Raw genomic sequence first — 20,585 nt, 5'->3', positions numbered from 1 at the left:
CGCTAGCGCACCCAGGCTGGGACAATGCTGCGGTGAGCGGAACGGTGCTGGTGCTCGGCGGACGCAGCGAGATCGGGCTGGCCGTGGCGAAACGCCTGGTCAGCGGGGACGTCCGGCGGTTCGTGCTGGCCGCGCGGCCGGGTGCGGACCTGACTGAGGAAGTCGCCGCGCTGCGCGAGGCCGGCGCCGAAACGGTGGACACGGCCGAGTTCGACGCCGACGACCTCGCCGCACACGGTCCCTTCCTGGAGAAGGTGGCGGCCGAGCACGGGCCGCTCGAGACCGTCGTGCTCGCCTTCGGCATCCTCGGCGACCAGGCGCGTGCCGAACAGGACAGCGCCCACGCCGCCGCGATCGTGCACACCGACTACGTCGCCCAGGTCGGCGTGCTGACCCACGCCGCGAACCTGCTGCGCGCGCAGGGGCACGGCCGGCTCGTCGTGTTCTCCTCGGTGGCCGGCGTGCGGGTGCGCCGCGCGAACTACGTCTACGGCTCGGCCAAAGCCGGCCTCGACGGCTTCGCGTGCGGCCTCGCTGACGCGTTGCATGGTTCCGGCGTCCACTTGCTGCTCGTCCGCCCCGGCTTCGTCATCGGCCGGATGACCGAAGGCATGACGCCGGCGCCGTTCTCCAGCACCCCGGACCAGGTGGCCGAGGCGACGGTCGCGGCGCTGGCCCGCGGCCGCGGGGTCGTCTGGGTGCCCGGATTGCTCCGTCCGGTCTTCTTCGTGATGCGCCTGCTGCCGCGCGCGATCTGGCGCAAACTGCCGCGGTGACGCGATAGCGTGAGCCACTGTGGCCGGTGCCACAGCACGTCGGCGTACGCACTTCCTTACGGTGCGTGGCAAAACCCGGCTCCGGCTCGGCCGATCGGGCAGCGTCACAGCTTTCCGACAACTTTCTCAGCTGATTCCCAGCTAACGCGGTGATCCTCGAAGAGGGGAACACGAGCGGGAAGCAAGGGGAAAGACGTGCTGCTGTCGTCGCGGGGGCGCCGGATCGGCGGCCGGGTCGCGCTCGGCGTCGTCTCGACGGTGGTGCTCGGCGCCACCGGCTACCTGTGGACGCAGCTGAGTTCCCTGGACGCCGGCATCGTCACCGCCGACGTCATCCCGCCCGCGGCACAGGTCGACACCGACGACACCCCGCCGGGCGAGCCGTTGAAGGTCGCCCAGAACCTCCTGCTCGTCGGGATCGACGCGCGGACCGACACCTACGGCAACCCGTTGCCACAGAACGTGCTCGACGCGCTCCACGCCGGTGGTGGCGACGACGGCGGTGACACCACCGACACGATCATCGTGGTCCACATCCCGGCGGGCGGCGCCGCGGCCACCGCGATCTCGATCCCGCGTGATTCCTATGTGGACATCGCGGGCGGGTACGGCAAGCACAAGATCAACTCGGCCTACAGCCGCGGCAAGAACGCCGCGATGTCCGGGTTGCGCGCCCAGGGCCTCTCCGGCGCGCAGCTGGAGGTGGCGGCGAACGAGGCGGGCGCGAGGACGACGATCCAGACGGTGGAGAAGTTCACCGGGCTGACCATCAACCACTACGCGGCGATCAACCTCGCGGGCTTCGACGCACTGTCCCAGGCCGTCGGCGGCGTCGAGGTCTGCCTCAAGGAGCCGGTGCACGACAAGTACTCGGGCGCGGATTTCCCGGCCGGGACGCAGACGCTGTCCGGGGCGCAGGCGCTCGCCTTCGTCCGGCAGCGCCACGGGTTGACCAGCGACCTCGACCGGATCGCGCGGCAGCAGGCGTTCCTGTCCGGGATGGCGAAGAAGGTGCTGAGCGCGGGCACGTTCACCGACCCGTCGAAGCTGAGCTCGCTCGTCGCCGCGGTGCACGGTTCGGTGGTGCTGGACAAGGACTGGGACATCCTCAGCTTCGCGCAGCAGCTGCGGGGGATGACCTCGGGCGCGATCGCCTTCGCCACCATCCCGGTGCAGAGCCTGTCGCTGGCGACGCCGTCCGACGGTGACGCGGTCAAGGTCGACCCGGCGCAGGTCCAGCAGTTCGTCACCACGGCGATCAGCACCGCGGCGGTCCAGGCCGCGGGTGACGACCCGGGCGGCGACGTGAAGCCGGTGGCCGCCACCGGCACGAAGGCGCCGGTGCCGGGCCCTTCTCCGGACCCGGAACAGCCGGCGGCCAGTACGGCCGCCGGCTGCGTGAGCTAGAGACTCACCTCACACGAACGCGGACTGCCCGGTGATCGCCTTGCCGACGATCAGGGTGTTCATCTCGCGCGTGCCCTCGAAGGAGTAGATCGCCTCGGCGTCGGCGAAGAACCGCGCGACGTCGTAGCCGAGCACGATCCCGTTGCCGCCGAAGATCTCCCGGCTCCAGGCGACGACCTCCCGCATCCGCGAGGTGACGAACGCCTTGGCCAGCGACGAGTGCTCGTCCTTGAAGATCCCCGCGTCCTGCAGCCGGGCGAGCTGCACCAGCATGCCCCACGACGCGGTGATGTTGCCGAGGCTCTTCACGAGCAGGTCCTGCACCAGCTGGAAGCGGGCGATCGGCCGGCCGAACTGGGTGCGCTCCTTGGCGTAGTCCAGCGCGAGCTCGTAGGCGCCGACCATCACGCCCAGCGCCTGCCAGGCCACGCCGCCGCGGGTGGCGCGCAGGATCTCGGCGACGTCGCGGAAGGAGTTGATGCCCTGCAGGCGGTTCTCCTCCGGCACGCGGACGCCGGTGAGGGTGATTTCGGCGTTTTCGACGATCCGGAACGCCGTCTTCCCCTGGATCTTCTCCGCCACGAAGCCCGGCGTGCCCTTCTCGACGACGAACCCCTTGACGTGGTTGTCGTCGAGGTCGCGCGCCCACACCACGACGTAGTCGGCGAAGGTCGCGTTGCCGATCCACTTCTTGGCGCCGTTGAGGATCCAGGTGTCCCCCTCTCGCTTGGCCGTGGTGCGCATGCCGCCGGCGACGTCGGACCCGCCGAGCGGTTCGGTCATCGCGAACGCGCCGATCTTGTCCATCGCGGCCATTTCGGGGAGCCAGCGATCGCGCTGCTCCTGGCTTCCGCCGCTGTAGATGGAGTACATCGCGAGTCCGTTGTGGACACCGAAGAACGTCGCCACCGAAGCGTCCGTGCGGCTCATCTCCATCGCCATCATGCCGGTGAGGAGGTGGCTGACCGCCGGCTTGTGCTCGCCGTAGCCCTCGTAGGGCAGGCCCGCGAGGCCGGAGTCGCGGAAGAGGCCGATGAGCTCCTTCGGGAAGGTGCCGGCCTCCCAGTTCTCGTTCACCAGCGGCTTGACGTCGTTGGTCATGAACTCGCGCGCCTTGACGAGCAGCTTGCGCTCGTCGTCCGGCAGCAGCGCCTCGAAGTCGTAGAAGTCGGCGATGAGCTTGTCGTTGAGCGGTTCCATGTCAGTTCTCCTCCACTGCGTTCAACACTGCGAGCTGCTTGCGGTCGCGCGTCTCGGCGAGTTTCGAGTACGTGGAGGAGCCGTAAGCCTTTTCGACAGCTTCGATGAGCTGTTCCTGCTCTTCGGGGCTCTGGCTGGGGTTGCCCAGCCCGGCCCACATCTTCTTCATGGACTTGCCGATGTGCTCGGCCATGTGCCGGTAGCCGCCGGGGCCACCGCCGAGGTGCGAACCGAGGAACGGCCCGACCGTGGCCCAGCGGATGCCGAGCGAATTCGTGATCACCTTGTCGAGGTCCTCGGGGGTGACGACACCCTGCTCGACGAGGTAGATCGCCTCGCGGCTCAGCGCGTTCTGCAGCCGGTTGCCGACGAACCCGGGGATCTCCTTGCGCTCCACGACCGGGGTGCGGCCGAGGAAGGTGTAGAAGTCGACGGCCTTCCGCACGGACTCTTCGCTGGTGCGCTCGCCGGGGACGACCTCGACCAGCGGGATCAGGTGCGGCGGGTTGAACGGGTGCCCGATGAGGACCCGGCTCGCGTCTTCCAGGTCGCCGGTGAACGCCGTCGAGGGGATGGCGCTGGACGAACTCAGCAGCAGCGCGTGCTCCGGCGCTTCCTCGACGAGCTGCTTGAACAGGTCCTTCTTGAACTCGACGTTCTCGGGACCGTTCTCCTGCACGACATCGGCGTCTTTCACGGCCTCGGCCACATCGGCGGCGATGATGACCCGGTCGGCGAGTCCGGTGACGTCGAGGCCGCGGGCGGCCAGGTGCGGCGTGAACTCCTCGAGGGCCTTGAAGATGGCGTCGGCGAGGTCGGGGCGGGGGTCGGTGACCCGGACGGTCAGGCCGTGGCCGGCGAACAGCGCCGTCCAGGACAGGCCGATGGTGCCGGCACCGATGACTGCGGCGTTCTTCATGCCTGGGCTCCCTTCAAGTAGTCGAAGACCGGCTTGACCGGAGCGAGCGTCAGGTCGGTGCGGATGTGGCTCGCGGAGACGACCTCCAGCACCGGCAGGTCGGCCAGTGGGGCCAGGACGTGCTGGAACAGCTGCAGCCGGGCCGGGGCGGTGTAGGCCTCCTTGACCACGACGTCGGTGATCTCGGTGCGGACCAGCTCCTGGACGCGCGGGGCGCCGTCGTAGCCGGGGATCGTCTTGAGCATGAACGTCGGGACGGTGATCTGGCGTTCGGCCTCGCGGACGTCCAGCTCGTGGTGCTTGTAGCCCATGGTCGCGGTCGCCACCCGCAGCGTCCCGTAGTCGAGCGTGCCGACGAGAACGCCGTTGTCGACATAGAGCTTCGGGCTGCCGACGGTCTTCGGGTACGCGCTGACCTCGCGCCCGGACGCGGTGGCCGGGAAGTTGTCGAGGTACATCGCGTGCAGGTACTCGCCGCGCTCGCCGTCGAAGCTGACCTCGATCGCCTGGCCGGACTCGGTGTACGGGCCGTAGCCGGAGACGTCGCCCATCTTCATGACTTCGAAGCGCACCAACGGTTCCTCGACCCGCAGCGGCTCCGGGACGACCGCGCGCAGGGCGTCGGCGTCGGTGCGGTAGACGATGTTGAGGTACTCGCGGTCGGTGAACCTCGGGACCACGGGCGCGAACGCCGGGGCGGTCAGCGGCGTCGTCACGTGACGGCGGACTTCTTCGATCTTCATGGTTATTCGCCCGTCCACTTCGGAGCGCGGCGCTCGGCGAAGGCGGTCATGCCCTCGCGGACGTCTGCGGACTGCATCAGCTTCTTGGTCTCTTCGCGCTGCACGGCAAAGGCTTCCGCCTCCGAGCCGCGCACGATCTTCTTGACGGCGGCGAGTGCGAGCGGCGCGTTCTCCGCCAGCTTCTCGGCGAGGCCGACGGCGACCGCGGCGGCGTCGCCGTCCGCGGTCACGCGGTTGACCAGGCCGAGCTCGCCGGCCCGGCGGCCGGTGACGGGCTCGCCGGTGAGCAGGAACTCCATCGCGAGGTGGTGGGGAATCCGCTTCGGCAGCCGGATCACGCCGCCGCCCGCGGCGATCAGGCCGCGCTTGACTTCCGGAAGGCCGAACCGGGCGTTTTCCGCGGCCACGATCAGGTCGCAGCCCAGGGCCAGTTCGAACCCGCCGCCCATGGCGAACCCTTCGACGGCGGCGATCAGCGGCTTGGTCAGCTCGGCTTCGGTCAGGCCGCCGAACCCGCGGCCGGGGATCTCCGGCGACTCGCCCTTGAGGGCGGCCTTGAGGTCCATGCCGGCGCTGAAGGTGTTCTCGGCGCCGGTCAGGACACCTGCCCGGAGGGTGGGGTCGCTCTCGAGTTCGTCGAGGGCCGCGGCCAGCCCGGCCGCGACGGCGGCGTTGACCGCGTTGCGGGCCTGGGGCCGGTCGATGGTGATCAGCAGGGTGCTGCCGATCCGTTCGGTGCGTACTTCGGTCATGACTTGCTTCTTTCAGAGTTCCGCGAGGACTTCGGCGGTGTCCTGGCCGGCCAGCGGGGCCAGGCGGCGGATCGAGCCGGGCGTCGCGGAGAACTTCACCGGGATGCCGACCGTGCGGATGGTGCCCTCGCTCGGGTGCTCGACGGTGTCGAGCAGGTGGCCGTCGCGGACGTACGGGTCTTCGTGGGCCTTGTCCAGCTCCAGCACCGGGGCCATCGGGATGCTGTGCTTGGCGCACACCTCGGCCCACTCCTCGGTGGTCAGCGCTGGGGCGCACACCGCGATCTGCTCGCTCAGCCACTCGTTGTCGGCCCGGTTGACGGCGTCGCCGTTCACCCGCGGGTCGGCGGCGAGGTCCGGGCGTCCGGCCGCGGCGAAGAAGTCGCGGAAGTTCTGCGGGTTGTAGGGGATGACGCAGGCGAGGCCGTCCTTGGTGTGGACCGCGGCGTGGCCCTTCGTCATCGACAGCGCGAACCCGGTGGGGCCTTCGGCCGGCTCGTAGGTGTGCCCGGCGAGGTGTTCGACGAGGTTGAACGCGATCAGCGTGTCGGTCATCGGGATCTCGATCTGCTGACCCTGGCCGGTCTTGTCGCGGTGCACCAGCGCGGCGAGCACGCTGTAGGCGATGGTCAGCGACGAGACCTTGTCGCCGATGATCGTCGGCAGGTAGACCGGCTCGCCGAGCGCGCGGTGGGCCACGTCGACCAGCCCGGAGGAGGCCTGCACGGTCTCGTCGTAGGCGGCGTTCCCGGCCCGGTCGGAGTCGCTGCGGAAGCCCTGCGCGTGGGCGTAGACCAGGCGCGGGTTGCGCGCGGCGACGTCGGCGTAGTTCAGGCCGAGGCGGGCCAGCGCGCCGGGGCGCATGTTGGTGATCAGCACGTCGGCCGTGTCGATCAGCTTGAGGGCCTGCTCGCGCTCGGTCTCGTCCTTGAGGTTGAGGGCCACGCTGCGCTTGTTGCGGTTGACGTTGAGGTTCAGTGCCGTCATGCCCGGCGTGGTGCGGTACTCGCCCACCCGCACGGTGTCCGCGGGGGACTCGATCTTGATCACGTCGGCGCCCAGGTCGCCGAGGATCTGCGCCGCGTACGGGCCCATGACCACGGTCGAGAGGTCGATCACGCGCACGCCGTCCAGAGGTCCGGTCGTGATGTCCGTCATCTTGTCGTCCTTTCGCGCCTTGCTGGTTCGCTCTACTTACGAACGTAGGCGCGTCCGGCAGGAAAGGGAATGATCATGATGCGCACAATGGTATGACTCTGGCGGTCATACCATTCTTCTAGCTACTGAGCGGCTCGGCGAAGATCTCTTTCGCGGCGTCGACGAGCTCGCGCAGGTCGCCGTCGGTGCGGTCGCGCCGCCAGAGCAGGCCGGTGTCCAGCTGGGGGCGGAAATCCGTGAAGGGCAGGACGGTGACGTTGTCGAGCCGGTAGCCGTGCATCGGGCTCTTGGCGTCGAGCATGGAAATGGAAAAGGCTGCACCGCTGGAGATGATTTCCGACGTCCCGCCGTAGCCGGTGTTGGTCAGTCGGATGCGTTTCTTGACGCCCAGTTCGCTCAATTGGTGGTCCAACTGCTCGAAATAGGCGGGAACGATTTCCCCTGGTGAGGCGACGTACGGGAATTCGGTCAGCTCGGCCAGGCTGACCGAGTCCCGGCCGGCGAACAGGTCGGCGGGCACGACGGCGCCGAGCCGTTCGGTCATCACGGGCAGCTGTTCCAGCGCGGGATCGGTGACCGGCAGCCGGGCGAGGGTGAGCGCGAGCTTCCCGTCGTGCACGCCCTGCACGAGGTCGGCGGTGGTGCCGGGCCAGCGCTTGAGCTCGTAGCGGTCCCGGACGCACTCGGCGAGGGCGTTGACCCGGTCCCGCAGATCGGGGTGCACCCCGGCGGGCATGCCGAGGAAGACGGTGCTGCGCTGCGGCTCGGTGGCTTCCTTGAGCTTCCACGGAATGGCGCTGACCTGCTCGAGAACGTCCCGCGCGAGCGGCAGCAGCGCGGTCCCGGCCTCGGTGAGCGTGACGTGGTGAGTGCTGCGGTCGAACAGCTGCTGCCCGAGTTCGTGTTCGAGGTCCTTGATCCGCTGGCTGAGCGGCGAGGCGGCCATGTGCAGCTTCCGCGCGGCCGCGGAAAAGTTCAGCTCCTCGGCGACCGCGACGAAGTAGCGCAGGTGCAGCATCTCCATCCCCCGACCCTACGGCCCACCCGTGTCGTCCCCCCAATCACGTGTGATGCCCTCCCAATCACGCGAGATGCCCTCCCAATCACGCGAGATGCCCTCCCAATCACGCGAGATGCCCCTCCAATCACGCGAGTCCCGCGTACCGGACCGGCGAACTGCGTACCTGGAGGGTGGGTCGTGTGTCCGGAAGGGCTTCACTCGTGATTGGAGAGGCATCTCACGTGATCAGAGGGGCATCTCACGTGATTGGAGGGTCGACACGGTCAGGGGTGGGGAGTCAGCGGGAAGGTGATCGTGAAGGCGGCGCCGCCTTCGGGGGCCGGGCCGGCTGTCAGGGTTCCGCCCATTCGGGTGACCAAGGCGTGGACCAGGGCCAGGCCGATGCCGGAGCCGACCGGGCGGCGGTCGCGGTAGCGGGCGTTCAGGACCCCTCGCTCGAACGCCACCGGGTAGTCCTCCGGCGCCAAGCCCGGGCCGCCGTCGCGGACCGCCAGCGAAGCCGACGAATCGGACACCGACAGCGAGAACACCATCGGGGCGCCGGCGGGGGTGACGCGCAGGGCGTTCTCCGCCAGCCCGTCGACGACCTGCCGCAACCGCCGCGCGTCCGCCAGCACCGGGACCGGGGAAGGAGGCGCCGAAACCGACAGCCGGACGTCCTCCCGGCCGCACCGCAGCTGCCACACCTCCGCGCAGTCGCGAACCAGCGAAGCCAGGTCCAGCGCCGCGATGTCCAGCCGGAACTCGTCCGCGCCCAGGCGGGCCAGCTCCAGCAGGTCCGTGACCAGCCGCTCGAGCCGCACCGCCTCCCGCTGGATCGTCTGACCCGCGCGCACAGCGTCGTCACCGGAAGCGACGTCGTCCGCGATCGCCTCCGCGAAGCCCGTCACGGCGGTCAGCGGCGTCCGCAGCTCGTGCGACACCGACAGCAGGAACTCCCGCTGCCGCGCCTCGCTGACGGCCAGCGCGTCGGCCAGCGAGTTCAGCGACCCGGCCACCTCCGCCACCTCGCGTGGCCCCTGCACCGGCACCCGCACGTCGCGCCGCCCCGCCCGCAGCGATCCCGCGGCCAGCGCGGCCCGGCGCAGCGGACGGCCCAGCAGCCGGCCCGAGACGAAGCCCGCCAGGGCGGCCACCAGCAGCCCGATCCCGAGCGCCAGCAGGATGTTGCGCACCAGCGCCCGTTGCGTCGCCTGGGCGTTGCGCGCGGGCAGGACCAGCGCGAACGCCGCCCCGCGCGCGCCCACCACCCGCGTCTCGACCAGGTACTGCGACCCCGCCACCGTGACGCGCCCCGAGTGGTCCGCCGCCAGCCCGAGCTTCCCGGCGGCCTGGACCGCGACGGCGTCCCCGAGCGCCTGCCCGCCCGCGCGGCGGACCACCACCGAGATGCCCTGGCCGCGCACGACGTCGGCCACCTTGCCGACGCCCAGCCGGTTGCCGATGCCCGTTTCGTCCAATTGCGACGCGACGACGTCGGCCTGCGCGGCCAGCGTCGACTGCAGCACGTTGTCCGCCGTGGTCCGGATCAGCCGGGACGCGACCAGCGCCGCCACGATCACCGCGATGCCCGCGACGGCCAGGCACACCAGCGTGATCCGCCCGGCCAGCGTCCCCCGGGACTTCACGCCGGATCCGCCGCGTAGCCGATGCCCCGCACTGTCCGAATCGGACTCGACGCCCCGAGTTTCGCGCGCAGCTGAGCGACGTGGACGTCCACCGTGCGCGTCCCCGCCGCCGCGGCGTACCCCCAGACGGCGCTCAGCAGCTGGTCGCGCGAAAGCACCTGCCCGGGGTGCCGGAGCAGGTGCGTGAGGAGGTCGAACTCCGTGGACGTCAGGGAAATTTCGGCGTCGCCCGCCCACGCCCGCCGGGAAAGCACGTCGACGCGTGCGCCGCCCACGGCGAACGTCTCCGCGGCCGGCGCCATCCCGGAGGCCCGGCGCAGCACCGTCCGGACCCGGGCCGCCAGCTCGCGCGGGCTGAACGGCTTGGTGAGGTAGTCGTCCGCGCCGATCTCCAGGCCCAGCAGGCGGTCGAGCTCGTCGTCGCGGGCGGTGACGAACAGCACCGGCGTCCAGTCCCCGGCCGCGCGCAACGCCTTGCAGATCTCGATGCCGTCCATTCCGGACAGTCCGATGTCGAGCACGATCGCCACCGGCTTGAGGCGCCGGACGGCGTCCAGGGCCCGGCCGCCGTCGGCCTCCACGTGCACACCGAAGCCGTCGCGCTTGAGGTAGAGCGCCGCCAGCTCGGCGATCGCGGCCTCGTCCTCGACCACGAGGACGAGGCCGCGTCCCGGTGACCCCATGCCTGCTCCCGTCTCCGCCGTGTTCAGAGGGGAGACGCTAGCCGGTCAGGGCGAGCCATCGCTGTTCATGTCCGACTCGATACCGTTCAGCGTCGACTCGATCCCGCTCAGCTCCGACGACGAAGACGACGAAGACACCGACGACGGCGCGGGCGCGTCCCCGGAGGGCGAGCCCATCAGGTTGTCGCGGCAGGCCGAGCAGCCGAGCGCGATGACCGCGGCGGCCCCGACCGCTGCCGCGATCCTCGCGCCCCTCACTTGGCCGGCTTGCAGTGCGCGGATGCGAAGGCGTCCAGCTTCTGCTTGGCCGTGTCCAGCTCACCGATCCGGCCCTGCCGCTTGGTGGCGCGCTGGTCCAGCTGGTCGGCGCGAGCGGTGTGCCCCGCCGCCCGCTGGTCGGCCGCCCGCGCCTTGAGGTTGGCCACCGAACCCTTGATCTCCGCGCCGCCGTTGATCCGCTTCTTCAGGTTGTCGGCCCGCTTCTGCAGCTTCGGCACCCAGTCCGAGCAGACCTGCTGCGACTCCTGCGGGCTGAGCGTGATCGGCGCGACCGGCGCCGGCGACGTCGTCTGGGCCGACGCCAGCGGCGCCGCCACCAGCAGGCAGGCCGCGCTCGCGCCGCCCGCCAGCGCCAGCCGCGTCCAGGTGGTTCCTCGCATCGTCTCTCCCTCGTGTCCGTTCCGGAGTGCTCCGGGGTACGAGGAGAACTCTGGCGGGGCGGTGTTCGGAGGGCGTCCGCCTAGTGTTCGGGCTTTGTAAGGCCGACGGTGACCGACGTCCGCGCGAGGTCGAACGTCACCGTGTCGCCGAGGCGCGGCAGCGCCGGGTCGAACAGCAGCCCGTCGGTGCCGCCGAGGAGCAGCCCGAGCCGGTGCCCGGCCGGGACGACGTGGTCGAGCGCGGTGAGGCCGAAGGTCATGGTGTACGCCCGGCCCGGGACGAGCGGTTCCCCGTGCTCCAGCGACGCGTGGTGCCCGAGGTCGGCCCAGCCGGCGGCGACGATCCGGTGGTCGACGGCGACGACGTCGGCCGCCGTGTCGAGGAAGCACGCGCTGTCAGCGTCAGTGCCAAAGCCCCAGCACGACCGCGTGGCCAGGTTCTCGACCCCGCTGCCGTAGGTCGCGGTGTTCCGCAGGTCGGCCGGGCCGTAGTCGACGAGCGCGACGCCGAGCCGGGCGGCGGTCTTGTCCGACGACGCGGTGATCGTCACCGACGGCGACCCGGCGATCCGCACCGGCGCGGGCAGGGGAGCACCGGTGAACCGGGTCGTCCACTCCTCGCGGGTCACGGCGGGGTCGTCGACGACGGTCGCCGTCCCTGACCCGTGCAGGCCCAGCGTGCCGTCGGCCGACGGCCGGAAGGTGACCGGCGCCGTCGCGGGCGGCCAGCTCCGGACGTCGGTCCAGCGGTCCGGCGCGGTTTCGAGGTGCACGGCCGGCTCGTGCTCGACGCCGTTGCGCAGGCCGAGCAGCCAGCGGTCGAACCAGCGGTGCAGCGTCTCGACCCACTGCGCCCGCTGCAGGTCGAACGGGTCCGTGTGGCCGGCCTGGCTCAGCCACGCCTTGCGCGGGACGCCGGCCCGGCCCAGCGCGTCCCAGTAGCGGGCGAACTGGTTCGGCGCGACGATCCAGTCCCCGAAGCCCTGCGCGGTCAGCACGCTCGCCTGCCCGGCGCGCGGGACGTAGTTCACGCTCTGCCAGTAGGCGGTGTAGTCGCCGTTCGTGCCCGCACGCGCCTTGAGGTCCGCCTCGAACGGCTTGCACAGCTCGGCGGCGCGCTCGTTGTAGGTGAAGGGCGACCCGGTGTTCTCCGGCGTGGCAATGGGAGCGCCGTTCGCGATGAGCTGGGCGTAGTTGTCCGCGACGCCTTCGACCGGCACGATCGTCTTCAGCCCGGCGATGCCCGAGGCGGCCATCCCGATCGCGGTGGCGCCGTCCTGCGACTTGCCGATCGCGCCGACGTCCCCGGTGGCCCAGCCCGCGGTCACCGGACGGCCGCCGTCGGGGGCGTCGAAGGCCTTCGCCCGGCCGCCCAGCCAGTTCACGACCGCGTTGCCGGACCCGACGTCGTCGAAGCAGCCGGATGACCGGTTCGTCCCGCCGACGTCGGCCAGCACGACGGCGTACCCGCGCGGCACGAAGTAGTTGTCGTAGAACAGCGGGAACTGCTGTGGCGTGCCATCCGGCGCGTACGTCTTCTTCTGCTGTTCGTTGCCGCGGCCGCAGCACGCGTAGTACGGGCTGACGTCGAGGATCACCGGGACGCGCACCGGCGCGTCGGGCCGGATGACGTCGGCGGCGACGCGGTCGGGCTTCCCGTCGCGATCGTGGTCGGTGCCGGTCTCCACCCACGCCGTCTGGCGGATCGCGTCCGCGTAGGAATAGACCGGCCGGCTTTCCGGTGGTGCGGCGGAAGCCGCGGGCGCGAGCCCCGCCGTCGTGAGCAGTGCGGCCAAGAACCCCGGTAGCAGTCGCATCGGGCCAGAAGATCACGGTTTTTCGTACATTGCCAGGAACTTCTCCATGGCGGCGTCGACGGCTTCGCGGTCGCCGGTCGTGACGAGGTCGAGCAGCAGCCCGCGGGCGACGGCGAGCCCGAGACGGGCGTGGGCGGGCCGGTCGGCCGCCGGGACGCCGAGCTGGGCGAGCCGGGCTTCGATGGGGCCGAGCCAGTTTTCGATCACGCCGTCGAGGAACTCCGCCGTGCCCGGGGTGCCACCGAGTGCCTGGCCGTAGAGCTGGAAGAACAGCTTTTCGTTGGCGCGCAGGTCATCGTCGGTGAGCCGGCGCCAGAACTCCGCCGGGTCGAGGCCGGCGAGCGCGGCGCGCTGCCGGGCCTCGACCTCCCGCGCCACCGCCGTGAGCAGGCCTTCCTTCGAGCCGAAGTGGTAGATCAGCATGCGGTGGCTGGTGCCGAGGTCCGCGGCCAGCGCCCGCAGGCTCCGGCCGGCCCCGCCGTGGTGGGCGATGTGGTCGATCGCCGCGTCGAGCAGCTTGGCGCGCGGGCTTGCGTCGATCATGTACCAGATGGTACACGTACCAAATGGTACAACGCATTTCGGTCCACGCCCGGACGGCTGCTCCGGCCGACGCCGTCTACGCCCTGCTGCGAGACGGCAAGAGCTGGCCGGCGTGGTCGCCGCTGGGGTCGTTCGAGCTGGTCCGCGCGGGGGAGGGGGGGCCGGAAGGCCTCGGCGCGGTCCGGCTGTTCAAGACGAACGGTGTCCGCTCGTACGAAAAGATCGTCGCGCTCGAGCCCGGCCGCCGGTTCGGCTACGCGCTGGAGCACGGCCTGCCGCTGCGGGACTACGTGGCCTACGTCGACCTCTCGCCCCGCGACGGCGGCACCGACATCCACTGGCACTCGACGTTCACGCCGAAGATCCCCGGCACGGGCTGGTTCTACCGGTGGTTCCTCGGTTCCTTCATCAAGCGGGTGGCCGCCGGATTGGCCGCCACCGCCTGATCGGCGTGTTACTCTCCCGGGGAGAGTGAGGAGGCGCGCCGTGGAGCCCGATCCGTACGACCGCAACTGCCCGACCCGCCAGCTGCTCGACCGCATCGGCGACCAGTGGACGGTGCTGATCGTCGGCGCCCTTTCCGCCGGTCCGCTGCGGTTCACCGAGATCGGCCGCCGGGTGGACGGGATCTCCCAGAAGGTGCTGACGCAGACCCTGCGCAGCCTGGTCCGCGACGGCATCCTCACCCGCACGGCGTACCCGACGATCCCGCCGAAGGTCGAGTACGAGCTGACGGCGCTGGGGCGCAACCTGTCCGAGCCGCTGGACGTGCTCGACCGCTGGGCCCGGCGGCACATGTCCTCGGTCCAGGAAGCCCGGGACGCCTATGACGCGGAGCACACGCCCGCGTCCGCGTAGTCACCTCGGCTGGACAGCTCCTGGACAATCCGTAGCGTTCCGGGGTCCGCCGTCCCGTCCGCAGGGACACTGTCGCGGTGCTCAACGAGACCGTGCCCGCACCGGGCTGGGGAGTCGTTGCGGTCACCGCGTTGTTCGCCTTCGCGGTGTCGCTGACCTCGGTCGTCACGCCGCCCAGTGGCCGGCGGAGTCTCCTGCGCAACGCCAACGTCCTGGGCACCCTGTTCCACGAGGGCGGCCACGCGATGGTTGCGCTGCTGGTGGGCGGCGACGTCTCCCGCGTCAAGATCGACAGTGCCGAAGGTGGCACCACGTGGTCGGGCGGCCATGCGGGCCTGTCCACTGTCCTGGTCGCCGCCGCCGGCTACGCGATGCCGCCACTGGCCGGGCTGGGCGCGGCCGCCCTGCTGCACCGCGGGCGCGTCTCGGCCGTGCTCGTGCTGACCCTCGTCGCGATGGTGTTCCTCCTGCTGCTCGCCCGGGACCTGCGCACCTTGATCATGATCTTCCTGGTGGGAGCGGTCGTGTACTCGGCTTTGCGCTATGCCCCGGGCTGGCTGCGCGCCGCCATCGCCTACACCGAAGCCTGGCTGCTGCTGACCAGCGAGCTCGCCGGCGTGCGTGTGCTCGTCGTGAACCGCAGGAGCAGCGGGTTCTCCGGCCACACGGACGACGCCGCCAAGCTGGCCAAGCAGACCAAGATGCCGTCGCCGCTGTGGATCGGCGGGTGGTTCCTGCTCAACGGCTGGGCGATCTGGCACGCCGCGCCGCTGCTGTTCCATTAGCGGGCGACCAACCCGGCCTCGTGGGCCAGCAGCCCGGCTTGGGTCCGGTTCGCGCAGTCCAGCTTCACGAGCATCCGCGAGACGTAGCTCTTCACCGTCGCTTCGGCCAGGTGCAGCCTCGCCGCGATGTCCGCATTGGACAGTCCGGAACCCAGGCAGGCCAGGACGTCCCGCTCCCGTTCCGTCAGCACCGCCGTTCGCCGCCGGGCGTCTTCGCCGCGTTCCCGGCTGTCCGAAGACAACGCCACCAGGCGGCGCGCGGCCGACGGCGAAAGCACCGTGTGGCCGTCCGCTGCCACCCGGACCAGGCCGATCAGGTCCTCCGGGGGTGTCGACTTCACCAGGAAGCCCGCCGCGCCCGCGCGCAGCGCCCGGATCACGTAGGTGTCCGCGTCGAACGTCGTCAGGGCGACCACCGCCGGCGGGTCGGGCAGCGCCGTGATGCGCGCGATCGCCGTCAGCCCGTCCACGCCCGGCATCCGCAGGTCCATCAGCACCACGCGGGGCCGGTGCCGGACCACGGCCTCGACGGCTTCGGCGCCGTCCGCGGCCTGGGCGACCACTTCGATGTCGGCTGCCGAGCCCAGGATCGTGCGCAGGTGCGCGCAGACCATCGGCTCGTCATCGACCACGAGCACCGGGATCACAGTGCGTGCCTTCCGCCGTCGGGACGTAGGCGGGCAGTATCGCACCGACCCGGAACCCGCCGCCGGGTCGCGGGCCCGCGTCGAAGCGCCCGCCGACCAGTTCGACGCGCTGCCGCAGCCCGGCCAGCCCCGCGCCGGAGCCACTGCCCGCCAGCGCCGGGTCCGGCGGGTGCGCCGCCGCCGTGCTGGCCACCGAGACGTCGAGGCCGCCCGGGTGGTAGCGCAGGGACACCGTCACCGACGCGCCCGGCGCGTGCTTGCGCACGTTCGTCAGGGCCTCCTGCACGAGCCGGTACGCGGTGCGCGCGACGGTCGGCGACACCTGCGCCGGATCGCCGTCCACCACGAGGTCCGTCGCCACCCCGACCGACCGGGACTCCTCGACCAGCCGCGCCGGATCGCCGGGCTCCTCCGGGCTGAGCGTCCGCGGCCCGGTCTCGGCGCCGTTGCGCAGGACGCCGACGAGGTCGCGCAGTTCGTCCAGCGCCAGCGCGCCTTCGCGGCGGATGTCCTCGGCCGCCGTCCGTGCGGCCGGGTCGGCCGACGTCACGCCGAGCGCGCCGGCGTGCAGCACCATCAGGCTGAGCCGGTGCGTGACGACGTCGTGCATCTCGCCCGCGAGCCGCCGCCGTTCCGCCGCCCGGGCCTGCTCGGCGAGCAGGTGCTGCTCGCGCTCGGCGCGTTCCGCCCGGTCGCGCAGCGACTGCAGCAGCTGCCGGCGGGCTTCGAAGTACAGCGAGGCCAGCGCCGGCAGCGCGGTGTTGAGCAGGCCGAACGACGTCGTCGCCCAGTTCGGCGTCCACGGCCGCGCGGCCAGCACGGCCAGGATGCCGGCCACCCACAGCACGGTCCGCTTGTCCAGCGCCCGGGCCGCTTGGGACAGGATCACCGGGGTGATCGTCGGCACGGTCGTCAGGGCGAGCGGGTGGAGCGGCACGAGCAGGCCGGGCGCGAAGGTGTCGGCCGCGAGCATCGCGAACGCCGCCGCGGTGACGAACGCGTAGACCGGGCCGGGGAACCGGAACAGCAGCACCAGCGTGAGGTCGCAGGCGAGCTGCAGGACCAGCCCGGCCGCCGGGCCCCACGCGCCGGTCGTCCGGTCGCCGAGGACGTGGAAGAGGATGTTCATCCCGGCGAACGCGAGGGCCGCGAAGATCAGCCAGCAGGCGTCGGAGCGGCTCGGCCAGAGCGGCCGCCGGGCGGTGGTCACGCGGTCACGGTAACCGCTGTCCCGGGCCGTCGCCCCGGATGCGCAACCAAAGTTGCGCACCCGCCGGGGGACCCGGCAACGTTCGTCGCCGCGATCACCGCCGTCGTCCGGTTCCGCCCGCGCCCCGGAACCGGTGGACTGGGGTCCCGACGACGAGGGACGGAACCTGAGATGACCGAGCTGTCCTTGCCCACCCGGGCGTACCTGCTGGCGTGCGACACCGCGCGGAACCGGTTGCCGGACCGCGAGCGCGTGGCGCTGCTGGTCCGCGCGGCGGCGTTGACGGACCTGGTGCTGCGCGGCCAGGTCACCGACGACGGCGGCCGGCCGGCGGTGACCGGCGCGGGCGGCACCGGTCACCTGGTGCTCGACGACCTGCTCGCCGAGCTCACCGCCGAACCGCACCGGAAGTGGCGCGCCTGGGTGCGCCGCGGTGCGCGCGGGACGTTGCACTCGCTGGAGGCGCAGCTCGACGCGGCGGGGGTGATCGCGCTGCGGACGTCCCGCGTGCTGGGGCTGTTCCCGCGCCGCCGTCCGGAGGTCCGCGAGCCGGCTGCCGCGGCCGCGTTGCGCGACGAGGTGCGGGCGGCGTTGCGCGGTGACGCACCGGTGCCCGCGGACATCGCGGCCCTGACGTCGCTGGCCGCGGCGGTCGAGCTGGGCGAGGTGCTCCCGCGCGCCGAGCGCCGCCGCCACCGCGACCGGCTCACCCGGCTGGAGGAGCAGGCGGGTGCCGCGGTCCCGGCCCTGCGCAAGGTGATCCGCGAGCTCCGCGCCGCCCGCACGGCAGCGATCTCCGCGGCCTCCGGCGGCGGTGGCGGCTGATGCCGTGTCGTCCCTCCGATCACGCGTGTCGACCCCGGGATCACGCGCGTCGACCGTTCCCGCACACGCCGTTCGTGCGCGAAGGGTCGACACGCGTGATTGAGGAGCCGACACGCGTGATTGCCGGGACGACACGGTCAGGGGGTGAAGAGGCGGCCGAGGTAGTAGTCCACTGTGGAGATCGCCTCGGCCGGGGTGCGGTGGCCCATCAGGATTTCCGTGCCCTGGGAGTCCGCGATCGCCCAGAGCAGGACGGCCTCGGTCGCCGGGTCGGCCGACGCGGCGACGTCGCCCGCCTCCTGGGCCTGGCGGACCTGGTCGGCGAAGAAGTCCAGGAGTTCCGGCATGCCCTCGCCGAAGGCCTTCGCCATCGCCGGGTCCGCCACGGCGCGGATGAAGTACGCGACGCCGATGAGGAAGTCGGCCTCGCTGTCGGGGTCGCGCGGCAGGATCTCCACCAGGCACGCGCGCAGGATCGACCGCGGCGTCGGCGGTCCCTCGGCCAGCACCTTCGCGGTGATCCGCTCGCTGCGGAGCTTGTGGCGGTGTTCGAGGGCGTACCGCAGCATTTCGTCCTTCGTCTTGAAGTAGTGCTGCACCGACCCCATGGACATGCCCGCTTCGGCCGCGACCTGGCGCAGGCTGACGCCTTCCAGCCCGGCGCGCGTGGTCAGCCGCTGCAGCGCCTCGGCGATCTGCGCCCGGCGCTGCTCGTGGTCCACCTGTTTCGGCACGTCCGCTCCCGTTGTCATGCGATCGCATTGCGAAAACCCGGGCTCCGCCGTTACGATGCGATCGCATTGTAAAACAACCTCGGGGGGTTCCGGTGGAGACCGGAGAACTACGGCTGCGGCCACCGCGCCACGCACTCGACCACCGCGCGATCGCCTGGTGGCGTACCCAGGGCGCGCTGACGTTCGGGCCTGTCGTGCTCGTGCTCGCCGTGCTCGGCCTGCTGATCCCGCCGGCCGCGTTCTGGCTGCTGGTCCCGGCCGCCGTGGTCGCGGTCGTCGGTGCGGCCTGGTGCGCGGTCCTACCGCGGTGGTGGTTCGGCCTGCACCGCTGGGAGGTGACCGAAACGGCCGTCTACGTGCGCTCGGGGTTCCTGTGGCAGGAGTGGCGGGTGGCCCCGCTGTCGCGCGTGCAGACGGTCGACACGCTGCGCGGCCCGCTCCAGCAGCGGTTCGGCCTGGCGACGGTCACGGTGACGACGGCCTCGGCCCGTGGCGCGGTGCGCCTGGTCGGCCTCGACGCGCGGCTCGCGGCGGAGGTGGCGGAGCGGCTGACCGAGCGCACGGACGCCACCCCGGGGGACGCGACATGAGCCCGGCGCCCGAGCCCGGCTCGGCGGCCGCCCCGACGCCTGTCCGCGGCAGCGGCATGAGCCCGGCGCCCGAGCGAGCCTCCGCGGGTGACCCGAAGCCTGCCCGCAGCAGTGGCACGGGTCCCTCACCCGAGCACGCCTACGCGGCGGCCCCGACGCAGGCCGACCGTCGCGACCCGGGTGGCTGGCGCCGGCTCGACCGGCGCACCCTCGGGGTCACCGCCGTCCTTCTGGCCGGCGTCGCCGTCTCCGCCGGCACCCCGACCGCCATCGGCACCCGGTCCCTCTGGCTCGTCCCGGCCGCCGCGCTCCTCCTCGTCGGTGCGGGCGTGCTCGCCGAATACGTCCGCTGGCGCCACACCCGGTTCCGCTGCACGGCCGAGCGGCTCGAGATCGAGTTCCGCTTCGCCGTCCACACCCGCAAATCCCTGCTCCGCGAACGCATCCGCAGCGCCGACCTGACCGCCAACCCGCTGCACCGCGCGTTCGGCGTCGCGGCGCTGGCCATCGGCACCGGGCAGCAGGAGAAGATCATCCTCTCCCCGCTGGCCAGAGCGGACGCCGAAGCCCTGCGCGCCGAGCTCCTGCACCGATCCCCGGAGCCAGCCACAAAGGACGGTCTACTCGCGACACTCGACCCACGCTGGATCCGTTATGCACCGCTGTCTTTCGTCGCGCCGACGCTCGGCCTGGCCGCATTCGGGACCCTCTTCAAGGTCGCGGACTGGTTCGGCGCCGGCGGCAGGCTGCTGAGGTGGCTGCTGCACCTCTTCGGCGACCTTCCACTGACCGTGAGCATCCTGCTGGCCCTGGCGATCATCGTCGGCGTGGCCGGTGCCGTCGGCCTGTTCGCCGAGATGTGGTGGCACTACCGGCTGGACCGCGAACCCGGCGGAACCCTGCGCGTCCGCCGCGGGCTGCTCACCACCCGGTCGACCACCGTCGAAGAGCGGCGCCTGCGCGGCGTCGAACTGGTCGAGCCGCTCGGGGCCCGGCTCGCCGGCGCCGCCCGGGTGGACGCCATCGCCACCGGCATGAAGCGTGACGACGACGAGACGGATTCCAAGACGCTCCTGCCCGCGGCGCCGCGGGCCGTGGCGCACGACGTCGCCGCGAAGGTCCTGGGCGAGCGCATCGACGCGGTCGCGCTGGTGCCGCACCCGCCGGCGGCGCGCGGACGGCGGCTGCGCTGGGCGTCGGCGGCCGTGCTCGCGCCGGTGCTCGTCCTGCTGCTGCTCGGCACGGTGCTCACCGGCGTCCTGCTCGTGCTCGGCGGGGTGCTCGCCGTCGTCGCGCTGCCGGTGGCCGTCCTGCTGGCCCTGGACGCCTACCGCGGCCTCGGGCACGGCTCGCGCGGCCGCTACCTGGTGACGCGCGCGGGCTCGGTCCGGCGGAGCACCGCCGTGCTGGCCCGGGACGGGGTGATCGGCTGGACCGTGAAGCAGTCGGTGTTCCAGCGCCGTCGCGGGCTGGCGACGTTCACCGCGACCACCGCGGCGGGCGCCGGTGCCTACGCGATCCGCGACGCCGATGCCGCCGAGGGGCTCGCCTTCGCGGCCGGGGCCGTCCCGGGGGTGCTGGCGCAGTTCGCTTCGGCGCCCGCCGAAGCGACGCGGGCCTAGGTTCGGGG

23 protein-coding genes are annotated in these 20,585 nt (G+C 71.9%); 8 read left to right on the top strand and 15 right to left on the bottom strand.

Translation table 11 applies throughout. The features are described from left to right. Positions 1-32 precede the first annotated feature (32 nt). Positions 33-776, top strand: a complete 744-nt coding sequence (locus tag AB0F52_RS45035) for an SDR family NAD(P)-dependent oxidoreductase (protein ID WP_360184594.1) — start codon at positions 33-35, stop codon at positions 774-776. A 195-nt stretch (positions 777-971) separates the two neighbouring features. Then, complete coding sequence (locus AB0F52_RS45030; protein ID WP_360184591.1) at positions 972-2,183, top strand: LCP family protein; 1,212 nt, start codon at positions 972-974, stop codon at positions 2,181-2,183. Between the two features lie 9 nt (positions 2,184-2,192). Here AB0F52_RS45030 and AB0F52_RS45025 read toward each other — a convergent pair whose 3' ends face one another. The 12 genes from AB0F52_RS45025 to AB0F52_RS44970 form a co-directional block, all read right to left on the bottom strand. Beyond that, a complete protein-coding gene (locus tag AB0F52_RS45025) occupies positions 2,193-3,383 on the bottom strand; it encodes an acyl-CoA dehydrogenase family protein (protein WP_360184588.1) in 1,191 nt (396 codons plus the stop codon). A gap of 1 nt (position 3,384) precedes the next feature. After that, the gene (locus AB0F52_RS45020) at positions 3,385-4,302 is read right to left on the bottom strand and encodes a 3-hydroxyacyl-CoA dehydrogenase NAD-binding domain-containing protein (protein ID WP_360184585.1); all 918 of its coding nucleotides are present in this window, start codon (positions 4,300-4,302) and stop codon (positions 3,385-3,387) included. Then, positions 4,299-5,045, bottom strand: a complete 747-nt coding sequence (locus AB0F52_RS45015) for an acetoacetate decarboxylase (protein WP_360184582.1) — start codon at positions 5,043-5,045, stop codon at positions 4,299-4,301. The genes AB0F52_RS45020 and AB0F52_RS45015 overlap by 4 nt, the downstream gene beginning before the upstream one ends. A gap of 2 nt (positions 5,046-5,047) precedes the next feature. Then, complete coding sequence (locus AB0F52_RS45010) at positions 5,048-5,797, bottom strand: crotonase/enoyl-CoA hydratase family protein (protein ID WP_360184579.1); 750 nt, start codon at positions 5,795-5,797, stop codon at positions 5,048-5,050. Between the two features lie 12 nt (positions 5,798-5,809). Continuing rightward, positions 5,810-6,955: a CoA transferase gene (locus AB0F52_RS45005; protein ID WP_360184577.1), complete on the bottom strand. Its 1,146-nt coding sequence runs from the start codon at positions 6,953-6,955 to the stop codon at positions 5,810-5,812. Between the two features lie 118 nt (positions 6,956-7,073). Beyond that, positions 7,074-7,979, bottom strand: a complete 906-nt coding sequence (locus AB0F52_RS45000; protein ID WP_360184574.1) for a LysR family transcriptional regulator — start codon at positions 7,977-7,979, stop codon at positions 7,074-7,076. A 260-nt stretch (positions 7,980-8,239) separates the two neighbouring features. Beyond that, positions 8,240-9,604 (bottom strand): HAMP domain-containing sensor histidine kinase, encoded by a 1,365-nt coding sequence (locus AB0F52_RS44995; RefSeq protein ID WP_360184571.1) that lies wholly within the window; start codon positions 9,602-9,604, stop codon positions 8,240-8,242. Beyond that, complete coding sequence (locus AB0F52_RS44990; protein ID WP_360184568.1) at positions 9,601-10,287, bottom strand: response regulator transcription factor; 687 nt, start codon at positions 10,285-10,287, stop codon at positions 9,601-9,603. Before AB0F52_RS44990 ends, AB0F52_RS44995 begins: the two co-directional genes overlap by 4 nt. 45 nt (positions 10,288-10,332) lie before the next feature. Beyond that, on the bottom strand, positions 10,333-10,545 hold the full coding sequence (locus AB0F52_RS44985) for a hypothetical protein (protein WP_360184565.1): 213 nt from the start codon (positions 10,543-10,545) through the stop codon (positions 10,333-10,335). Next, positions 10,542-10,946, bottom strand: coding sequence for a hypothetical protein (locus tag AB0F52_RS44980; RefSeq protein WP_103335042.1), 405 nt, complete (start codon positions 10,944-10,946; stop codon positions 10,542-10,544). Before AB0F52_RS44980 ends, AB0F52_RS44985 begins: the two co-directional genes overlap by 4 nt. A gap of 80 nt (positions 10,947-11,026) precedes the next feature. Continuing rightward, a complete protein-coding gene (locus tag AB0F52_RS44975) occupies positions 11,027-12,763 on the bottom strand; it encodes a CocE/NonD family hydrolase (RefSeq protein WP_360184562.1) in 1,737 nt (578 codons plus the stop codon). A gap of 12 nt (positions 12,764-12,775) precedes the next feature. After that, positions 12,776-13,306, bottom strand: a complete 531-nt coding sequence (locus AB0F52_RS44970) for a TetR/AcrR family transcriptional regulator (protein WP_360184559.1) — start codon at positions 13,304-13,306, stop codon at positions 12,776-12,778. A 23-nt stretch (positions 13,307-13,329) separates the two neighbouring features. Between AB0F52_RS44970 and AB0F52_RS44965 the strand changes: the two genes are divergently transcribed. The 3 genes from AB0F52_RS44965 to AB0F52_RS44955 all read left to right on the top strand — a co-directional run bounded on the left by AB0F52_RS44965 (position 13,330) and on the right by AB0F52_RS44955 (position 14,949). After that, positions 13,330-13,752: an SRPBCC family protein gene (locus tag AB0F52_RS44965; protein WP_360184556.1), complete on the top strand. Its 423-nt coding sequence runs from the start codon at positions 13,330-13,332 to the stop codon at positions 13,750-13,752. A 40-nt stretch (positions 13,753-13,792) separates the two neighbouring features. Beyond that, the gene (locus AB0F52_RS44960) at positions 13,793-14,164 is read left to right on the top strand and encodes a helix-turn-helix domain-containing protein (RefSeq protein ID WP_360184553.1); all 372 of its coding nucleotides are present in this window, start codon (positions 13,793-13,795) and stop codon (positions 14,162-14,164) included. Positions 14,165-14,241: 77 nt separating this feature from the next. Further along, on the top strand, positions 14,242-14,949 hold the full coding sequence (locus AB0F52_RS44955) for a M50 family metallopeptidase (protein WP_360184550.1): 708 nt from the start codon (positions 14,242-14,244) through the stop codon (positions 14,947-14,949). On the opposite strand, the gene AB0F52_RS44950 is transcribed toward AB0F52_RS44955, so the two are convergent. Together AB0F52_RS44950 and AB0F52_RS44945 are read right to left on the bottom strand one after the other, a co-directional pair. Continuing rightward, positions 14,946-15,596 carry a response regulator transcription factor gene (locus tag AB0F52_RS44950; protein ID WP_360184548.1) on the bottom strand — a complete coding sequence of 217 codons (651 nt, stop codon included), beginning with the start codon at positions 15,594-15,596 and terminating at the stop codon, positions 14,946-14,948. The genes AB0F52_RS44955 and AB0F52_RS44950 overlap by 4 nt on opposite strands. After that, entirely contained in the window at positions 15,571-16,806 is a 1,236-nt protein-coding gene (locus AB0F52_RS44945) for a histidine kinase (protein ID WP_360184545.1), read from the bottom strand. The genes AB0F52_RS44950 and AB0F52_RS44945 overlap by 26 nt, the downstream gene beginning before the upstream one ends. A 171-nt stretch (positions 16,807-16,977) precedes the next feature. Here AB0F52_RS44945 and AB0F52_RS44940 point away from each other — a divergent pair, with 171 nt between their 5' ends. Beyond that, a complete protein-coding gene (locus AB0F52_RS44940; protein WP_360184542.1) occupies positions 16,978-17,631 on the top strand; it encodes a GPP34 family phosphoprotein in 654 nt (217 codons plus the stop codon). 137 nt (positions 17,632-17,768) lie between these two features. Here AB0F52_RS44940 and AB0F52_RS44935 read toward each other — a convergent pair whose 3' ends face one another. After that, on the bottom strand, positions 17,769-18,365 hold the full coding sequence (locus AB0F52_RS44935) for a TetR/AcrR family transcriptional regulator (RefSeq protein ID WP_360184539.1): 597 nt from the start codon (positions 18,363-18,365) through the stop codon (positions 17,769-17,771). A gap of 92 nt (positions 18,366-18,457) precedes the next feature. On the opposite strand from AB0F52_RS44935, the gene AB0F52_RS44930 reads away from it, so the two are divergent. After that, the gene (locus AB0F52_RS44930) at positions 18,458-18,955 is read left to right on the top strand and encodes a PH domain-containing protein (protein ID WP_360184536.1); all 498 of its coding nucleotides are present in this window, start codon (positions 18,458-18,460) and stop codon (positions 18,953-18,955) included. Beyond that, a complete protein-coding gene (locus AB0F52_RS44925) occupies positions 18,952-20,577 on the top strand; it encodes a PH domain-containing protein (RefSeq protein WP_360184533.1) in 1,626 nt (541 codons plus the stop codon). Before AB0F52_RS44930 ends, AB0F52_RS44925 begins: the two co-directional genes overlap by 4 nt. Positions 20,578-20,585: the final 8 nt, after the last annotated feature.

The organism is Amycolatopsis sp. NPDC024027, assembly GCF_040638975.1.
In the GTDB taxonomy this organism is placed as follows: Bacteria; Actinomycetota; Actinomycetes; order Mycobacteriales; family Pseudonocardiaceae; genus Amycolatopsis.
The sequence above is the reverse complement of the archived record's forward strand: the minus strand, read 5'-3'. Positions and strand labels throughout refer to the sequence as shown.

Coding starts and splice junctions, on each gene's coding strand:
- AB0F52_RS45025 (WP_360184588.1), bottom strand. CDS start 3,383: ATGGAACCGCTCAACGACAAGCTCATCGCCGACTTCTACGACTTCGAG.
- AB0F52_RS45020 (WP_360184585.1), bottom strand. CDS start 4,302: ATGAAGAACGCCGCAGTCATCGGTGCCGGCACCATCGGCCTGTCCTGG.
- AB0F52_RS45015 (WP_360184582.1), bottom strand. CDS start 5,045: ATGAAGATCGAAGAAGTCCGCCGTCACGTGACGACGCCGCTGACCGCC.
- AB0F52_RS45010 (WP_360184579.1), bottom strand. CDS start 5,797: ATGACCGAAGTACGCACCGAACGGATCGGCAGCACCCTGCTGATCACC.
- AB0F52_RS45005 (WP_360184577.1), bottom strand. CDS start 6,955: ATGACGGACATCACGACCGGACCTCTGGACGGCGTGCGCGTGATCGAC.
- AB0F52_RS45000 (WP_360184574.1), bottom strand. CDS start 7,979: ATGGAGATGCTGCACCTGCGCTACTTCGTCGCGGTCGCCGAGGAGCTG.
- AB0F52_RS44990 (WP_360184568.1), bottom strand. CDS start 10,287: ATGGGGTCACCGGGACGCGGCCTCGTCCTCGTGGTCGAGGACGAGGCC.
- AB0F52_RS44980 (WP_103335042.1), bottom strand. CDS start 10,946: ATGCGAGGAACCACCTGGACGCGGCTGGCGCTGGCGGGCGGCGCGAGC.
- AB0F52_RS44975 (WP_360184562.1), bottom strand. CDS start 12,763: ATGCGACTGCTACCGGGGTTCTTGGCCGCACTGCTCACGACGGCGGGG.
- AB0F52_RS44970 (WP_360184559.1), bottom strand. CDS start 13,306: ATGATCGACGCAAGCCCGCGCGCCAAGCTGCTCGACGCGGCGATCGAC.
- AB0F52_RS44965 (WP_360184556.1), top strand. CDS start 13,330: ATGGTACAACGCATTTCGGTCCACGCCCGGACGGCTGCTCCGGCCGAC.
- AB0F52_RS44940 (WP_360184542.1), top strand. CDS start 16,978: ATGACCGAGCTGTCCTTGCCCACCCGGGCGTACCTGCTGGCGTGCGAC.
- AB0F52_RS44925 (WP_360184533.1), top strand. CDS start 18,952: ATGAGCCCGGCGCCCGAGCCCGGCTCGGCGGCCGCCCCGACGCCTGTC.